This window comes from Halomonas sp. LMYGS-3 (genome assembly GCF_059509875.1).
In genome coordinates this window covers 378066-394133 of the sequence record NZ_JCAKFQ010000001.1, presented here as the reverse complement: position 1 = coordinate 394133, position 16068 = coordinate 378066, and the positions used below count along the sequence as shown (strand labels likewise).

General features: G+C 69.2%; 13 protein-coding genes and 1 pseudogene. 7 read left to right on the top strand and 7 right to left on the bottom strand.

Annotated elements, in window-relative coordinates:
• The first annotated feature begins 3 nt into the window (after positions 1-3).
• A complete protein-coding gene (gene pgi, locus AC5W54_RS01890) occupies positions 4-1683 on the top strand; it encodes a glucose-6-phosphate isomerase (protein ID WP_495960373.1) in 1680 nt (559 codons plus the stop codon).
• 29 nt (positions 1684-1712) lie between these two features.
• Here the strand turns inward: pgi and crcB are convergent, their stop codons facing one another.
• Both crcB and AC5W54_RS01880 read right to left on the bottom strand, forming a co-directional pair.
• Positions 1713-2111, bottom strand: coding sequence for a fluoride efflux transporter CrcB (gene crcB, locus AC5W54_RS01885; protein ID WP_495960372.1), 399 nt, complete (start codon positions 2109-2111; stop codon positions 1713-1715).
• A gap of 8 nt (positions 2112-2119) precedes the next feature.
• Positions 2120-2518, bottom strand: coding sequence for a fluoride efflux transporter FluC (locus AC5W54_RS01880; RefSeq protein WP_495960371.1), 399 nt, complete (start codon positions 2516-2518; stop codon positions 2120-2122).
• A gap of 307 nt (positions 2519-2825) precedes the next feature.
• Between AC5W54_RS01880 and ybiO the strand changes: the two genes are divergently transcribed.
• Entirely contained in the window at positions 2826-5144 is a 2319-nt protein-coding gene (gene ybiO, locus AC5W54_RS01875; protein WP_495960370.1) for a mechanosensitive channel protein, read from the top strand.
• Positions 5145-5222: 78 nt separating this feature from the next.
• Here the strand turns inward: ybiO and AC5W54_RS01870 are convergent, their stop codons facing one another.
• The 5 genes from AC5W54_RS01870 to hemC form a co-directional block, all read right to left on the bottom strand.
• Positions 5223-6584, bottom strand: a complete 1362-nt coding sequence (locus tag AC5W54_RS01870) for an NCS2 family permease (protein WP_495960369.1) — start codon at positions 6582-6584, stop codon at positions 5223-5225.
• A gap of 247 nt (positions 6585-6831) precedes the next feature.
• Positions 6832-8100, bottom strand: coding sequence for a heme biosynthesis HemY N-terminal domain-containing protein (locus tag AC5W54_RS01865; protein ID WP_495960368.1), 1269 nt, complete (start codon positions 8098-8100; stop codon positions 6832-6834).
• Positions 8097-9593 (bottom strand): uroporphyrinogen-III C-methyltransferase, encoded by a 1497-nt coding sequence (locus AC5W54_RS01860; protein ID WP_495960367.1) that lies wholly within the window; start codon positions 9591-9593, stop codon positions 8097-8099. Before AC5W54_RS01860 ends, AC5W54_RS01865 begins: the two co-directional genes overlap by 4 nt.
• A 6-nt stretch (positions 9594-9599) precedes the next feature.
• The gene (locus AC5W54_RS01855; protein ID WP_495960366.1) at positions 9600-10394 is read right to left on the bottom strand and encodes a uroporphyrinogen-III synthase; all 795 of its coding nucleotides are present in this window, start codon (positions 10392-10394) and stop codon (positions 9600-9602) included.
• Entirely contained in the window at positions 10394-11335 is a 942-nt protein-coding gene (gene hemC, locus AC5W54_RS01850; protein WP_495960365.1) for a hydroxymethylbilane synthase, read from the bottom strand. The genes AC5W54_RS01855 and hemC overlap by 1 nt, the downstream gene beginning before the upstream one ends.
• A 272-nt stretch (positions 11336-11607) precedes the next feature.
• Between hemC and argH the strand changes: the two genes are divergently transcribed.
• The 5 genes and pseudogenes from argH (at position 11608) to AC5W54_RS01825 (ending at position 16052) form a co-directional block, all read left to right on the top strand.
• On the top strand, positions 11608-13026 hold the full coding sequence (gene argH, locus AC5W54_RS01845; RefSeq protein ID WP_495960364.1) for an argininosuccinate lyase: 1419 nt from the start codon (positions 11608-11610) through the stop codon (positions 13024-13026).
• Positions 13026-13142: pseudogene (gene lptM / locus AC5W54_RS01840) on the top strand (LPS translocon maturation chaperone LptM); the annotation flags it as partial. The gene argH and the pseudogene lptM, both read left to right, overlap by 1 nt.
• Positions 13143-13204: 62 nt before the next feature.
• Positions 13205-14476 (top strand): diaminopimelate decarboxylase, encoded by a 1272-nt coding sequence (lysA, locus tag AC5W54_RS01835; protein WP_495960363.1) that lies wholly within the window; start codon positions 13205-13207, stop codon positions 14474-14476.
• Positions 14476-15309, top strand: a complete 834-nt coding sequence (dapF, locus tag AC5W54_RS01830) for a diaminopimelate epimerase (protein ID WP_495960362.1) — start codon at positions 14476-14478, stop codon at positions 15307-15309. The genes lysA and dapF overlap by 1 nt, the downstream gene beginning before the upstream one ends.
• A 23-nt stretch (positions 15310-15332) precedes the next feature.
• Positions 15333-16052, top strand: coding sequence for a DUF484 family protein (locus AC5W54_RS01825; RefSeq protein ID WP_495960361.1), 720 nt, complete (start codon positions 15333-15335; stop codon positions 16050-16052).
• The last annotated feature ends 16 nt before the right edge of the window (positions 16053-16068 follow it).

Sequence of the window (16068 nt, the reverse complement as noted above, 5' to 3'; positions counted from 1 at the left end):
ACCATGTTCCAGCTCACCCGCAGCGTCACCTGGCAGGCCCTGACGCGCCTGCACGAGCAGACCGCCGACGACCGTATCCGCGACTACTTCACCGCCGACCCGCAGCGCTTCGAGAAGATGAGCCTGCGCGTCGGCGGCTTGTTCCTCGACTACTCCAAGCACGCCATCTCGGGCGCCGTGCTCGACAAGCTGCTCGAGCTGGCCGACCACTCGGCGCTGGTGCAGCGCCGCGCCCAGATGTTCTCCGGCGACATCATCAACGTCACCGAGAACCGCCCGGTGCTGCATACCGCCCTGCGCAACCAGGGCGAGGGACCGCTGATGGTCGACGGCCAGGACGTGATGCCGGAGATCCAGCGCACCCGCGAGCAGATCCGGGCATTCTCCGAGGCCGTGCGCAGCGGCGAGTGGAAGGGCTACAGCGGCGAGCGCATCAAGGACGTGGTCAACATCGGCATCGGCGGATCCGACCTGGGCCCCAACATGGCCAGCCGGGCGCTGCTCAAGTACCGCCACCCGGAGCTCAACTTCCATTTCGTCTCCAACGTCGACGGCGCCCATATCCAGAAGGTGCTCAAGCGCCTCGACCCGGCCACCACCCTGTTCATCGTCTCGACCAAGACCTTCTCCACCCAGGAGACGCTGCTCAACGCCAAGACCGCGCGCCGCTGGTTCCTCGACAATGCCGGCGAGGACGCCGACGTCGGCGCCCACTTCATCGCCGCCTCCACCAACCGCCAGGCGGCGATGGAGTTCGGCATCCGCGAGGAGAACGTCTTCGAGTTCTGGGCCTGGGTCGGCGGGCGTTACTCGATGTGGTCGTCGATCGGCCTGCCCATCGCGCTCTCCATCGGCTTCGACGGCTTCATCGAGATGCTCGAGGGCGCCTACGAGATGGACCAGCACTTCCTGACCGCGCCCTTCCGCGAGAACATGCCGGTGCTGATGGCGCTGATCGGCATCTGGTACATCAATTTCGTCGGCGCCGAGACCCAGGCCATCGTGCCCTACGACCAGGCGCTGCATCAGCTGCCCTCCTTCCTCCAGCAGCTCGACATGGAGTCCAACGGCAAGTCGGTGGACATCTTCGGCCACCCGGTGGACTACAAGACCGGCCCCATCGTCTGGGGGCAGACCGGCTCCAACGGCCAGCACGCCTTCTTCCAGCTGCTGCACCAGGGCACCCGCTACGTGCCCATCGACTTCATCGCCTCGCTGAAGCCCGAGCCGGGGGTGGAAGACCATCACTTCGCCCTGCTCACCAACATGCTGGCCCAGGCCAACGCCTTCATGGAGGGCAGCCAGAGCGGCAGCCGGCTCGACCCCTACAGCTGCCCCGGCAACCGCCCTTCCAGCGTGCTGCTGCTCGACGAGCTGACGCCGAAGAATCTCGGTGCCCTGATCGCGCTCTACGAGCACAAGGTGTTCGTCCAGGGGGTGATCTGGAACATCAACTCCTTCGACCAGTGGGGCGTGCAGCTCGGCAAGCGCATCGCCGGCGAGATCAGCGAACGCATCGACGAGCACAGCCAGGACTTCGATGCCTCGACCCAGGGGCTGCTGGCCCTGGTACGGGCGCACTTCCAGGAAGAAGGGCGTGGCCACGGCGGCGCCGTGGCCGAGCCGGCAGCGACCGCCACCGCTGGCGGCGGCAAGGCCGGCAAGCGAAGCCGCAAGGGCTGAGCCCGCCCCCGTCCGATAGGCAGATGGCGTCAGGCCCGCGTCGCGGCGCGGTGCCCGACGCGATGGCCCGACCAGGCCCCCGCCAGCCAGAGCACCACGCTGAGCAGCACATAGGTGAGCGCCAGGCCCGCCCTGCCCTGCTCGAGCAGCCGGAGCGTCTCGAACCCGAACAGCGAGAAGGTGGTGAAGCCACCGCAGAAGCCGGCCACCAGGAAGGGTTGCCAGCGCGCCACTCGCCCGCTGGTGCGCCGCGCGGCGTAGGCGGCGAAAGCGGCGATCAGCCAGGAACCGAGCGCATTCACCGCCAGGGTCGCCCAGGGAAAGGCGGGGGCGGCGCTACCCGCCATCGCCAGCGCGACCAGGTAGCGCAGCGAGGTCCCCAGGGCGCTGCCGAGCCCCACCGCGAGATAGGCAGGCCAGGCGGTCATGCCGCCACTCATGGCGACCACCAGACCAGCGCCAGCCACCTGCCGAACACGAGTGCCAGCAGGCCCACCACGAGCGTCGCCAGCAGATTGGCGAGGGCGGCGTGCGTGCGTCCCTGCTGCCACAGCGTCAGGGTCTGCAGGCTGAGCGACGACACCGTGGTATAGCCCCCGAGCAGCCCGATCGCCAGCAACTGCCAGACCGGCCCGGCGCCACCAGGGGTCGGCGGCCCCAGCACGCCCGCCAGCAATCCCATCAGCAGCGCACCGCTGAGATTGACCGCCAGGGTGCCCCAGGGAAAGCCGGCGCCCAGGTGGCGGGCCACCAGGCTGGCAAGGGCCAGGCGTCCCATACCGCCCAGGGCACCCCCGCCGGCCACCAGCAACAGTCCCGTCAGGCCGATCGTCATGCACGCCTCCCTGCCTCGACACCCGCCACGAAAAGCGCCCCCCGGTCGGGAGCGGTCCCAGAGTATCGCATGCCCTTGGCAGGGAATCCGCCGGGGACGACGACACTACAATAGTGACACCCACCTCTGTTATTGTACAAATATCGTACATGATGGTGCTGCGATGGGTCTCGCTTGCCTCGGTCGTGGCCAGCACCCAAAGCCCGTATCATGCTGGGGCATGGCGTCAGCCCGACGCACGGGGTCCATCCTCGACCGTGACGCCCTGATGCCCCTCGCTACCACGCCCAGAAACGGAGGTCACAGCGTGAATCCACTGCGCGCCCTTTTCCTGCTCCTCGGTGGGCTGCTGATCGCCCTGATGGCGTTCGCCCCCCTCTCTCAAGCCCAGGCCCAGCAGGCCGACGGCGGCGAACCGCCGGCCCACTCCACCCTGGCCGACCTCCTCGAGGATGAGCAGTCGCGCCAGCAACTCATCGACCAGCTGCGGGGCCTGGCCGGCGAGAGGGTCGCCGAACCGCCGCCCCCGCCGGCCGAGGAACAGCGGTCGTTGCCGCGCCAGCTGGCCGAGGTCACCAGCCGGGTGGCCAGTGACATCGGCACCCAGTTCGACCAGGTTCTGGCCACCCTGCGGGGGCTGTTCACCGGCGACCTGGACAGTGCCTTTGACCTGGCCGCCTTCACCAGCGCCACCATCAACCTGGGCCTGGTGATCCTGGCCACCTTCGCCCTGTTCGTCGGCTTCCGTCGCCTGGCCAGGCCGCTGTTCACCGGCATCAGCCAGTGGTCGCTGAACGGCGAGGGCATGACCCCGATACTGCGGCTGGTGATCTGCGTGGCGCTGGCCGCCGTGGTCGATGCGCTGGTGGTGGCACTCGCCTACCTGGGCGGCAACCTGATCGCCACCTTCGCCATCGGCGAGACCGGCGAGCTCTCCACCCGCGCCTCGCTGTTCCTCAACGCTTTCCTGGTGATCGAGCTGCTCAAGGCCGCGGTGCGCATGCTGTTCGCCTCCCGCTACGAGGGGCTGCGCCTGCTGCCCATCACCTCGCAGGAGGCCAGTTACTGGAATCGCTGGATCGCCCGGCTGATCGGCCTGGTGGGCTATGGCCTGATGGTGGTGGTACCGCTGATCAACGCCTATGTGTCGCCGGCCCTGGGCCAGAGCGTCGGCACCCTGATCATGTTCGGCGCCTTCCTCTATGCCGTGGCCGTGGTACTCAAGAACCGCCTGCGCCTGCGCGACGCCATCAACACCAAGGCCGACCAGGCGACCATGGCCGCCACCCGGGTCTCGCTGCAGCTGTTCGCTCGCACCTGGCACCTGTTCGCCCTGGCCTATTTCGTCATGGTGCTGGTGCTGACCCTGACCCGACCGGCCGATGCCTTGCCCTTCGTGCTCGTCGCCACCCTCAAGACCCTGGCCGCGGTGCTGGTGGGCATGCTGCTCTCCAGCTTCCTGACCCAGACCATCGGCCGGCGCATCACCCTATCCGAGGACCTGCGGCGCAAGCTGCCGCTGCTCGAGCCACGCCTCAACCGCTATGTGCCCAACGCCCTGCGGGTGATCCGCACGCTCATCCTGATCGTGGTGATCATGCTGGTGCTCAACGCCTGGGGCGCCTTCGACCTGATGGCCTGGTACGCCTCCGAGGCCGGCCGCGGCCTGGTCGGCAAGCTGGTCAGCGTGGCGACGATCCTGGTAGTCGCCATCGCCGCCTGGCTGACACTGGCCAGCCTGATCGAGCACAAGCTCAATCCCGAGACCGGCACCGGCGAGCCCGACGCCCGCGCCAAGACCCTGCTGACCCTGTTCCGCAACGCCCTGGCGATCGCCCTGATCACCATGACGGCGATGATCGTACTGGCCGAGATCGGCATCAACATCGGCCCGCTGATCGCCGGTGCCGGCGTGCTGGGCCTGGCCATCGGCTTCGGCGCCCAGAAGCTGGTGCAAGACATCATCACCGGCATCTTCATCCAGGTCGAGAACGCCATGAACACCGGCGACGTGGTCACCGTGGGCGGCATCACCGGTACCGCCGAGCGGCTCAGCATCCGCTCGGTGGGCATCCGCGACCTCAACGGCACCTACCACATCGTGCCCTTCTCCAGCGTCGACACCGTCTCCAACTACATGCGCGAGTTCGGCTACCACGTCGGCGAGTACGGCATCGCCTATCGCGAGAGCATCGACGAGGCCATCGTGGCGCTGCGCGAGGCCTTCGACGAGCTGGCGGCCGACGAGGACCACAAGATGAACATCCTCGCCCCGCTGGAGGTCGCCGGCGTGACCGGCCTGGGCGACAGCTCGGTGAACATCCGCGTGCGCATCAAGACCACCCCGGGCACCCAATGGGCCACCGGACGCGCCTTCAACCGCCTGGTCAAGCTGCACTTCGACGCCAAGGGCATCGAGATCCCCTTCCCCCATACCACCCTCTACTTCGGGGTGGGCAAGGAGGGCGAGGCCCCGCCGGCCAACCTGCGCCTGATGAAGCAGCCCTTCGATATCGATGGCCGCCCCGGCGGCCAGCCCCGCTCCGGCGAGAGCAGCCGCGAGGCCGAGGACGACCCGCGCGCCAAGCCCAACCCCGAGTTCAAGGGCGACTACGACGAGGACTGAGGCCAGCGCCTCTCCCACGACAGCGGGGCTGCCAGATGGCAGCCCCGCTGTCGTGGCGGAGCGGACGCTCCGGCGTGATCAGTGTGTGGTCGCCAGCATCACCACGCTGAGTGCCGCCGAGACCCACATCGCCGGCTTGATCGCCTCGAGACGGCCGGTACACAGCTTGATCGCCACGAAGCTGAGGAAACCGAAGGCGATCCCCAGGGTGATCGAATAGGTCAGCGGCATCAGGATGATCGCCAGGAAGGCCGGGAAGGCCTCGTCGGCCCGGGCCCAGTCGATCTTCGACACCGGCGCCAGCATGAACAGCCCCACCAGTACCAGCGCCGGCGCCGTGGCGATGCCCGGCACCAGCGACAGCAGCGGCGAGAGGAACAGGAACGGCAGGAAGAGCAGCGCGATGGTCACCGCCACCAGGCCGGTGCGCCCGCCCTGGGCGACCCCGGCGCCGGACTCGATGAAGGTCTGGGCGGCGCTGGTGCCGAGCGGCGCGGCGATCATCGAGGCGAAGGCGTCCACGGTCATGGAGCGCTTGAGATTGCGCGGGTTGCCGTCCTTGTCCTTGAGATCGGCCGACTCGGAGAGCGCCATGAAGCAGGAGAGCGCATCGAAGAAGTTGGTGAACAGCATGACGAAGATGAACGGCAGGTAAGCCACCTTCAATGCGCCCCAGATGTCCACCTGCATCACCGCGCTGAAGTCGGGCCAGGCGGCCAGACCGCTCCACTGCACCATCACCTCCTCGCCCCACAGCCGCCCCATGGGCGCGGCCAGCAGGGTGGTCAGGGCGATGCCCAGGATCAGCGCGCCGTTGAAGCGCAACACCACCATGATCGCGGTGGCCATCATGCCGACGAAGAAGATCAGCAGGCTGGCGTCGAAGCTCCCCAGGGTCACCAGGGTCGCCTCGCTGCCGACGATGAAGCCGGCGTTCTTGAAGCCGATGAAGGTGATGAAGAGACCGATGCCGCAGGTGATGGCATAGCGCAGCGACGCCGGGATCGCCTCGATGATCGCCTTGCGCACGTTGAACATGGCCAGGGTGGCGAACAGCACACCGGACCAGAACACGCAGCCCAGTGCCACCTCCCAGGAGAGGCCGGCCCCCAGCACCAGGGTGTAGGTGAACAGGGCGTTCATGCCCATGCCCGGCGCCACCAGGATGGGGTTGCGGGCGTAGAGCCCCATGGCGAGGCTGCTCATGAAGCTGATCAGCACGGTGGCCGAGAGGGCCGCGGAGAAGGGAATGCCGGCATCGCTGAGGATGGCCGGGTTGACCACGATGATATACATCGATGCCAGGAAAGTGGCGACACCAGCCAGCACTTCGGTACGCAAGGAAGACCCGCGGCGGCGCACACCGAAGTAGCGTCCGATCCAGTGTTCCTCGCCACCTTCGGCATAACGTTCTGACGGGACTGTTGAAGTCTGTTCCATGGTAGGGCCCATTGTTGTTGTCGAGTCGCGTTGTTGAAAGTCCCGAAGGCGGCATCACATGGAGATCGCCCTTCGGGTCACGACCACAGGGTAGGCAATTCTTGACCATTTGGACAACATGCAGGATACGACTTTGGTATACAAAAAGCGCTAAGACCTGGATACGAGACGTCCAACAGCAAAAGGGGCGCCGAAAGGCGCCCCGAGGAAGAGGAATCACTGGTGGGAGAGGACGACGAAGGCCCGCTCAGGCCTGGCGGCCACCCTCCTTCGCCTTGGCCCGGGACTTGCCGCCCTCATCCGGCTCGCTGGGCTGGGGCAGCGAGGGCAGCGACTTGTCGAGCAGCTCGACGCTCTGGCGGTAGTAGAGCTGGCTCTTGTTGTGCTCGCCGAGATTGGCGTAGAGCCGCGCCAGCTCGGCGCAGACCACACCGCTGGGACGCTGGCGCTGACTCGCCTCGAAGTACTCCTGGGCCTTGGCCCAGTAGGCGTTGCGCAGCGACAGCCGTCCCAGGGTGAGCAGCAGGTCCGGGTCGTTGGGCCGCTCCTGCAGCCACTTCTCGGCGTAGACCAGCTGGCGTGCCGCATCCACGTTGAGCAGGCCGTAGCGCAATACCAGGCGACTGTCCCAGTGCTCCTTGAGGGAGTGGCGCAACAACCGTTCGGCGATGGACTCCTGGTTGCCCCGTACCAGCGCCTCGGCATAGAGCACGATCAGCTCGATGTGGCTGCGCAGGTGATCGGGCATGTCGGCCCAGAGGTTACGCACCCGCTCGATGTCGCCGCCCTCGCGCGCCTCGCGGATGATCAGCTCGCGGTAGGCGCGCAGCTCGAGCTGCTCGCGCTCCTCGCGGGAGATCAGCTGCTGAGCACCGAGGCGGGGCATCAGCCGGCGCAGGCCATCCCAGTCGCTGACGCTGAGATAAGCCTGCTTGAGCTGCTTGAGCACCTGGGGATGGTTGGGCAGTTGGCGGTCGAGGCGGGTGAGGATCGCCAGCGCCTCCTCGTACTGCTGGCGGTCGAGCATCAGCTGGGCCTGCATCATGCCCACCGCCGTGTCGGCGCCCTCGGTGCTCAGCTGGGCGCGCTTGAGCAGGGTATCGGCCTGGTCGTAGCGCCCCTGGTAATGGGCGGCCAGCGCCGCCGAGAGGTAGTTGACCAGCGGCGTGCTGGAGTCGTCGGCGGCCTTGACCAGCGACTTCTCGGCCCGCTTCCAGCGCCCCTCGGCCAGTGCCACCAGGCCACGCACGGTGCGCTTCATGGCGTTGCGGTTGCGGGTGCGACTGTTCCACACCTTGAAGCGGCTCATCGGCCGGCTGAGGCGCATCAGCACGCGCAGCCCGAAGTGCAGCACCAGGAAGGCCGCCAGCAGGACGATCAGGCCGAACCAGAAGGAGGTCTGGAACGAGGTGTCGCCCACCCGCACCAGCCAGTAGCCAGGGACCGACATCATCAGCTGGCCGAGCAGCGCACCGAGCGCCAGGCCCAGGACGACGATCAGGATCAGCTTTCTCATGCGTCATCTCCCCGGGCGCCGTTGCCCTGACTGGCGCTGCGCGACTCGAAGCGACGCTCGATGAAGCCGGCCAGGGCCTGCTGGGAACCGCTGATGTCGGGGAGTTCGGGACGGATCGCCTCCCCCTTGAGCGCCTCGAGGCGCGAGACCACCGCTCGCACGCCGCTGGCATCGGTATCGTAGTAGCCGTTGATCAGGGTCAGCGCCTTGTCGAGGCTGGCCTCATAGAGCGCCTGCTCCTCCTTGAGCAGTGCCAGTTGGGCCTGCTCCAGCACCAGGCGCACGCTCTGGCGCAGGTAGGACTCCTGTTCCGGGGTGATCAGCGCCTCGAGCGCCTCGTCGTGATGGCGCACGGTGACCAGCGACCGGAGCTCCTGACCGAAGCGCGACAGCTGCTGCTGCCAGCCGCCGCTGGGCGCCTCCTCGAGACTGGAGCGGGCGACCTGTTCCTCGATGTCCTGGCCCAGCGGCTGGCGAGCGATCTGCTCCTGCTGGGCGTTGAGCGACAGCCACAGGCCGGTGCGGTCCACCTGCGGCACCGCGGCCAGTGCGGCCAGCTCGGCGGCGATCTCGCGGCGCACCGGCATCAGGGCCGGGTTGTCGGCCTCGCGCAGGCGGTTGTCGGCGGTACGCAGTAGGGCAGCGGCGCCCTGGACATCGCGCTCCAGTTGCAGGCGCTGGTTGGCCAGGCGCAGCAGGTAGGCGGCCTCGGCGTGCAGCCAGTCACGCTCGTCGGTCTCCTGCTCGCTGGCGAGTTCGGCGAGCACCTGGTCCAGGGTGTCATCCACCTCGCCGCGATAGCTGGCGAACTCGTCGCGCAGCTCGCCGAGGACGCTCTCCAGCGCCGCCTCGCGTTCGCTCTCGCCCGCGTCGAGGCGACTCTCCAGCTCCGACAGGGCGGCCCGACTCGCCGTCTGCGACGCCAGCTCGGCGAGGCGCTGCTCCTGCGCATCGAACCTCTGCCAGGCCTGCCAGCCGAACAGGCCCACGGCGACCGCCAGCACGATCACCAGCACCAGGGCCAACAGGCCGGCCTTGCCACCACGCCTGCCGTCACCCGAGCCGCCGGCCGGGGCGGGCGTCTTGGCGCCGCCACCCGTCCCGCCGCCGCCGGGCTTCGGCGCCTCCTTGCCGGCACCGGCATCAGCGGCGGACTTGGCCGTTGCCTTGGCATCCGCTGGCTTGTCGGTCGGCTTGTCCTCGACGGCGCCCCTGGCGCCGGTCGCCGAACTCGCGGCGGCGGGAGTCGCCTGCCCGGGTTTCGTGTCCCCGGCGGCCTTGTCCGACCCGGCCGCCACACGGCTGTCGGCGGCCGTCGAGGAGGAGGAGGCACCTTGGGCAGCGGCAGCCGGCGGCTGCCGCTTGCCGCGGCGGCGCGAGCGGCCCTTGCCTGCCGTCTCGGCCTCGCTGCCCGGAGTCGTCGATTCCGCGCCGCCCTGGGCTGCGTCGGACGGTTTCTGCTGGTCGTCCTGGTCGTTTGATTGCTTGCTCATCTGTCGCTAGCCCTTTTCGAGATCGTCTTGATCGTCATCGGCATCCTCCGGGTCGCAGGCGTCGGCCACCGCCGCCGCGAGCGCGGTCGGCGTGGCACCGGGCGCCACGACGGGGGCACGAAACCCCAGTGTGCCGGCCAGTGTAGCCAACCTGGCGCTGGAAACGATTAGCGGTTGGTTCAAAGCGGCGTCACCACACCATCTTGCCAGATGTTCGAGGATTTCTCCGCTGCTGACCACCAGAGCCCGATAGTCACCCCGGGCCAGTCGCTGCCGCAGGGCCGGCGCGGGGTCGAGCGGCTGGCGCCGGTAGACCGCGAGACGGGTCACCCGGGCGCCGCGGGACGCCAGGGTCTCGGCGAGCAGGGGGCGTCCACCCTCGCCCGCCACCAGCAGCACCTTCTGGTCGTCGAGCCGTTGCAACGAGCCGAGCGCCAGCAATGCCTCGCTGGTGTCCTCGCCGGCCCCCGCGGGAGGCAGGCGAACCCGCACGCCGAGCCGCTCATGCAGGGCAGTGGCGGTGGCGGCCCCTACCGCGTAGAAGACCAGGCCCATCGGCAGCTGCGGCCAGTAGCGGTCGAGCGCCTCGGCGAGGCACTCGGCGGCGAAGGGGCTCACCACCACCACCTTGTGGAAGTGATCGATGTCCAGCCAGGCCGCGCGGATTGCCGGGGTCTCCGGCAGCGGCTCGAGGCGCATCGCCTCGAGCCGCTCCACCGCCCAGCCGGCGGCCTCGATGGCGTCTGCCAGTACCTCGCCCCGGGCACCGGGGCGGCTGATCAGAACCGGCCGGGTCGCCATCAACCGGCGCCGTAGACCTCGGCGAGAATCTCGCCGGCCCCCTGGTCGAGCAGCTCCTCGGCGACCCGGATGCCCAGCGCCTCGGGCTCGTGCAGCGACCCCCGCCCCTCGGCACGCAGCACCTGGGTGCCGTCGGGGTTGCCCACCAGCGCGCGCAGCCAGAGGGTCTGGCCATCGTCCTCGAGGATGGCGTGGCCGGCGATGGGCACCTGACAGCCCCCCTCCAGGCGGGTGTTCATGGCGCGCTCGGCGCGCACCCGGGTGGCGGTGATCGGGTCATCCAGGGGGGCCAGCAGCGAGATCAACTCGGCGTCGTGCATGCGGCACTCGATGCCCAGTGCCCCCTGGCCACAGGCCGGCAGGCAGACCTCCGGCGGCAGCTCCAGGGTGATGCGGTCATCCAGCCCCAGGCGTCGCAGGCCGGAAGTGGCCAGCAGGATGGCGTCGAACTCGCCGTCGTCCAGCTTGCCCAACCGCGTCTGGACGTTGCCGCGCAGGCTGAGGATCTCGAGGTCGGGGCGCGCCTCCTTCACCTGCAGGCCGCGGCGCAGGCTCGAGGTGCCGACACGCGCGCCCTCGGGCAGCTCGTCCAGGGAGGCATAGTGGTTGGAAATGAAGGCATCGGTGGGCTCGGCGCCCTCGAGGATCACCGACAGGCCGAGCCCTTCGGGGAAGTGCATCGGCACGTCCTTCATGGAGTGCACGGCGATGTCGGCGCGGCCATCGAGCATGGCCTCCTCGAGCTCCTTGACGAACAGGCCCTTGCCGCCGACCTTGGCGAGCGGGGTGTCGAGGATCTTGTCACCGCGGGTGGCCATGGCCACCAGCTCCACCTCCAGCCCGGGATGCGCCGCCATCAGGCGGTCACGGACATGTTCGGCCTGCCACAGGGCCAGTTGACTCTTGCGGGTGGCGATACGCAGCGTGGTGATGGCGTGCACGAGGTTCTCCATGGTGCCGGGCCCTGCCGGGTGACCCTGCTCAGCAGATGGTGCCGCCCTGGCGGCCGGCGGCGGTGATGCAGACTGCCTTCATCATAAAGCACCCGGCGGGGCAGGAAAAATCGTGACCTTTCGCCACACCCCGGCGGGCCGCGCCCCTCGCCAGCCCCGCCGACTCTGGTACACTTCCAGCCATGTCCCGGCAGCGCGCTCACGGCGGCGCTGCGACCGGCACCCCACTCACCGCACAGCCATGCAGGATGCCCAGCCCGATGAGCCCAAGTCCGACGAACGACAGCACCAACCAGTCCTGGGGCGGCCGCTTCAACGAGCCCACCGACGCCTTCGTCGCGCGCTTCACCGCCTCGGTCGACTTCGACCGACGCCTCGCCCTCCACGACATCCAGGGCTCCGTCGCCCACGCCACCATGCTGGCCCGGGTGGGGGTGCTCACCGACGAGGAGCGTGACGCCATCGTCGCCGGGCTCGGCGAGATCCGCGACGAGATCGAGGCCGGCACCTTCGAGTGGTCGGTGCAGCTCGAGGACGTGCACATGAACATCGAGGCGCGGCTCACCGAGAAGATCGGCATCACCGGCAAGAAGCTGCACACCGGGCGTTCGCGCAACGACCAGGTGGCCACCGACATCCGCCTGTTCCTGCGTGACGAGATCGACCGGGTCGCCGGGGAACTCGCCCGCCTGCGCGACGGGCTGATCACGCTGGCCGAGCGCGAGGCCGACACCATCATGCCCGGCTTCACCCACCTGCAGACCGCCCAGCCGGTGACCTTCGGCCACCACCTGCTGGCCTGGCAGGAGATGCTGGCCCGCGACCACGAGCGGCTGCTCGACTGCCGCCGCCGGGTCAACGTGCTGCCGCTGGGGGCCGCGGCGCTGGCCGGCACCACCTACCCCATCGACCGTCACGTCACCGCCGAGCTGCTCGGTTTCGAGCGCCCGGCGGAGAACTCGCTCGACGCGGTGAGCGATCGCGACTTCGCCATCGAGTTCACGGCCTTTGCCAGCCTGCTGCTGATGCACCTGTCGCGCATGAGCGAGGAGCTGGTGCTGTGGACCAGCGCCCAGTTCGACTTCATCGACCTGCCCGACCGCTTCTGCACCGGCTCGTCGATCATGCCGCAGAAGAAGAATCCCGACGTGCCCGAGCTGGTGCGCGGCAAGACCGGCCGGGTCTATGGCCATTTGATGGGGCTGCTGACCCTGATGAAGTCCCAGCCGCTGGCCTACAACAAGGACAACCAGGAGGACAAGGAGCCGCTGTTCGACACCCTGGACACCGTCAAGGACTGCCTCAAGGCCTTCGCCGACATGGTGCCCGCCATCGAGGCGCGCCCGGAGAACATGCATGAGGCCGCCCGGCGCGGCTTCTCGACCGCCACCGACCTCGCCGACTACCTGGTACGCCGTGGCGTGGCCTTCCGCGACGCCCACGAGATCGTCGGCCAGTCGGTGGCCTACGGCCTGCGCCAGAAGAAGGACCTCTCCGAAATGAGCCTCGAGGAGCTCAGGCAGTTTTCCGATGTCATCGAGGCGGACGTCTTCGAGGTGCTAACCCTGGAGGGCTCGGTGGCCGCGCGCAACCATATCGGCGGCACCGCGCCGGACCAGGTGCGCGCCGCGGCGCAGCGCGCCCGGGACGCCCTGGCCGGCCTGGCGAGCGGCACCTGATGGGCCGGCTCGCCGCCCTGGGGCTGGCCCTGATGCTGGGCGCGGCGCTGGCCGGCTGCGGCCAGAAGGGCCCGCTCTACCTGCCCGATGACGAGGCGGCGGCCGAGCGCTACGGCCCCCGCGAGACGGACCGGGACAACGACAATACGGCCTCGACCCCCGACAACGAGAGCTAGACATGGATCATTTCGAATACCGCGACGGCGTGCTCTACGGCGAGGAAGTGCCCCTGACGCGTATCGCCGACGAGATCGGCACGCCCTGCTACGTCTACTCCAAGGCCACTCTGGCGCGCCACTTCCGCGCCTACACCGAGGCGCTCGGCAGCCACCCTCACCTGATCTGCTACGCGGTGAAGGCCAACTCCAACCTCGCGGTACTCGGCCTGCTGGCGCAGATGGGCGCCGGCTTCGATATCGTCTCGGTGGGTGAGCTGGAGCGGGTACTGGTCGCCGGCGGCGACCCCGCCAAGGTGGTCTTCTCCGGTGTGGCCAAGCAGGAAGCGGAGATGGCCCGGGCGCTTCAGGTCGGCATCAAGTGCTTCAACGTCGAGTCGCGTCCGGAGCTCGAGCGGCTCGATGCCGTGGCCGGGCGGCTCGGCAAGGTGGCGCCGGTGTCGCTGCGGGTCAACCCGGACGTGGACGCCGGCACCCACCCCTACATCTCCACCGGGCTCAAGGACAACAAGTTCGGCATCGCGGTGGACGAGGCGCTGGCCGCCTACGAGCTGGCCGCCGGCCTGCCCCACCTCGAGGTGGTGGGCCTCGACTGCCACATCGGCTCCCAACTCACCGAGCTCTCGCCCTTCCTCGACGCCCTCGACCGGCTGCTGGTGCTCCTCGAGCGGCTGCGCGAGCGCGGCATCGAGGTCGAGCATTTGGACCTGGGCGGTGGCCTCGGCGTGCCCTATCACCACGAGCGCCCGCCCCAACCCTTCGACTACGCCACCGCCCTGCTCGAGCGCCTCGCCCGCTGGGAAGGAAACGAGCGGCTTACCCTGCTGTTCGAGCCGGGTCGCTCGATCGCCGCCAACGCCGGCGTGCTGCTGACCCGGGTCGAGTTCCTCAAGCCCGGCGAGACCAAGAACTTCGCCATCGTCGACGCCGGCATGAACGACCTGATCCGCCCCGCGCTCTACCAGGCGTGGCAGATGATCCTGCCGGTGGACACCCGCCAGCCCCGTGACACCGCCACCTACGACGTGGTCGGCCCGGTCTGCGAAACCGGCGACTTCCTGGGCAAGAGGCGCGAACTGGCGATCGCCGAGGGCGACCTGCTGGCGGTACGCTCCGCCGGGGCCTACGGCTTCGTCATGGCGTCGAACTACAACAGCCGACCGCGCCCGGCCGAGGTGATGGTCGACGGCGAGGCCATCCACCTGGTGCGTCGCCGCGAGCGCCTCGAGGCGCTGTGGGCGGACGAGGCGCTGCTGCCGGAGGAGACTCGCTGATGCTGCTGCACTTCACCAAGATGCATGGCCTCGGCAACGACTTCATGGTGGTCGACCTGGTCACCCAACGCGCCCGGTTCGAGGAAGGCCAGATCCGCCGCCTCGCCGATCGTCGCTTCGGCATCGGCTTCGATCAGCTGCTGGTCGTCGAGCCGCCCCGCGACCCGGACATGGACTTCCGCTACCGCATCTTCAATGCCGACGGCAGCGAGGTGGAGAACTGCGGCAACGGCGCCCGCTGCTTCGCCCGCTTCGTGCGCGACCAGCGGCTGACCCACAAGCACGAGATCCGCGTCGAGACCGCCGGCGGCCCGCTGACCCTGCGGGTGGAGGACGACGGCCAGGTCACCGTGGACATGGGCACGCCGCGTTTCGCTCCCGCCGCCCTGCCGTTCGACGCCGCCGAGGACCGCCTGCGCCATGCCCTCGAGGTCGCGGGCGAACGGCTCGAGATCGGCGTGGTCTCCCTGGGCAATCCCCATGCCGTGCTGCGGGTGGAGGACGTCGACACGGCACCGGTGGCGCGCCTGGGCCCGGCCATCGAGGCCCACCCGCGCTTCCCCAGGCGGGTCAACGCCGGCTTCATGCAGATCGTGTCACCCCACGAGATCCGGCTCAGGGTGTATGAACGGGGCAGCGGCGAGACGCTCGCCTGCGGCACCGGCGCCTGCGCCGCGGTGGCCTGCGGCATTCGCCAGGGACTGCTCGAGAGCCCGGTCACCGTACACCTGCCCGGCGGCGACCTGCGCATCGAGTGGGCCGGCGGCGACGCCCACCTGGCCATGACCGGTCCCGCCGTGCGCGTCTTCGACGGCCGCGTTGCCCTGAGCTGAAGCCATTTCCCAAGGAGTTCGCCATGACCCGTGCCGCCCCCGAACCGCGCAAGACCCTCGACCCCGATCGGGTGGCCCAGTGGCTGGCCCGGCACCCGGACTTCTTCGTCGGTCGCGAGGGGCTGCTGCAGCAGCTCCGGGTCCCGCACCCGGAGGCTCGCGGCGCCACCTCGCTGCTCGAGCGCCTGGTCCATGACCTGCGCGCCCGCGCCGAGCAGGCCGAGTGGCGGCTGGAACAGCTGCTCGAGTCCGCCCGCCACAACGAGGCCCAGTATCGCCGCACCCGGGAGCTGGTGCTGGCCCTGCTGGAGGCCGAGAACAACGACGCCCTCGGCCAGGCGCTGGCCACCCAGCTCAACGAGCGCTTCCACACTTCGGCGGTGGCGCTGTGGTGCCCGGCCAGCCTCACCGATGGCGAGCCCCGCCCCCCCCTACCGCCACGCCACGTGCTCGACGACCACGCCGGCCAGCGCCTCGCCGCGCTGCTCGATGGCCGTGCCAGCCGCTGCACGCGCCTCACGCCCACCGACTGGAAGCGCCTGCTGCCCCACGCGCCGGCACCGCGCAAGGCCGGTTCCTGCGCCCTCGCCCGGCTGACCCTGGGTGAACCCCTGGGCTACCTGGTGCTGGCGAGCCCCGACCCCGACCACTTCCGCGCCAGCATGGACACCCTGTTCACCGAGTATGTCGGTGACGTGGTCGCCCGCCTGCTGGTGCGCCTGGCCCACCTCTCTCATGGCTAGGGCCGAGATCGAGAAT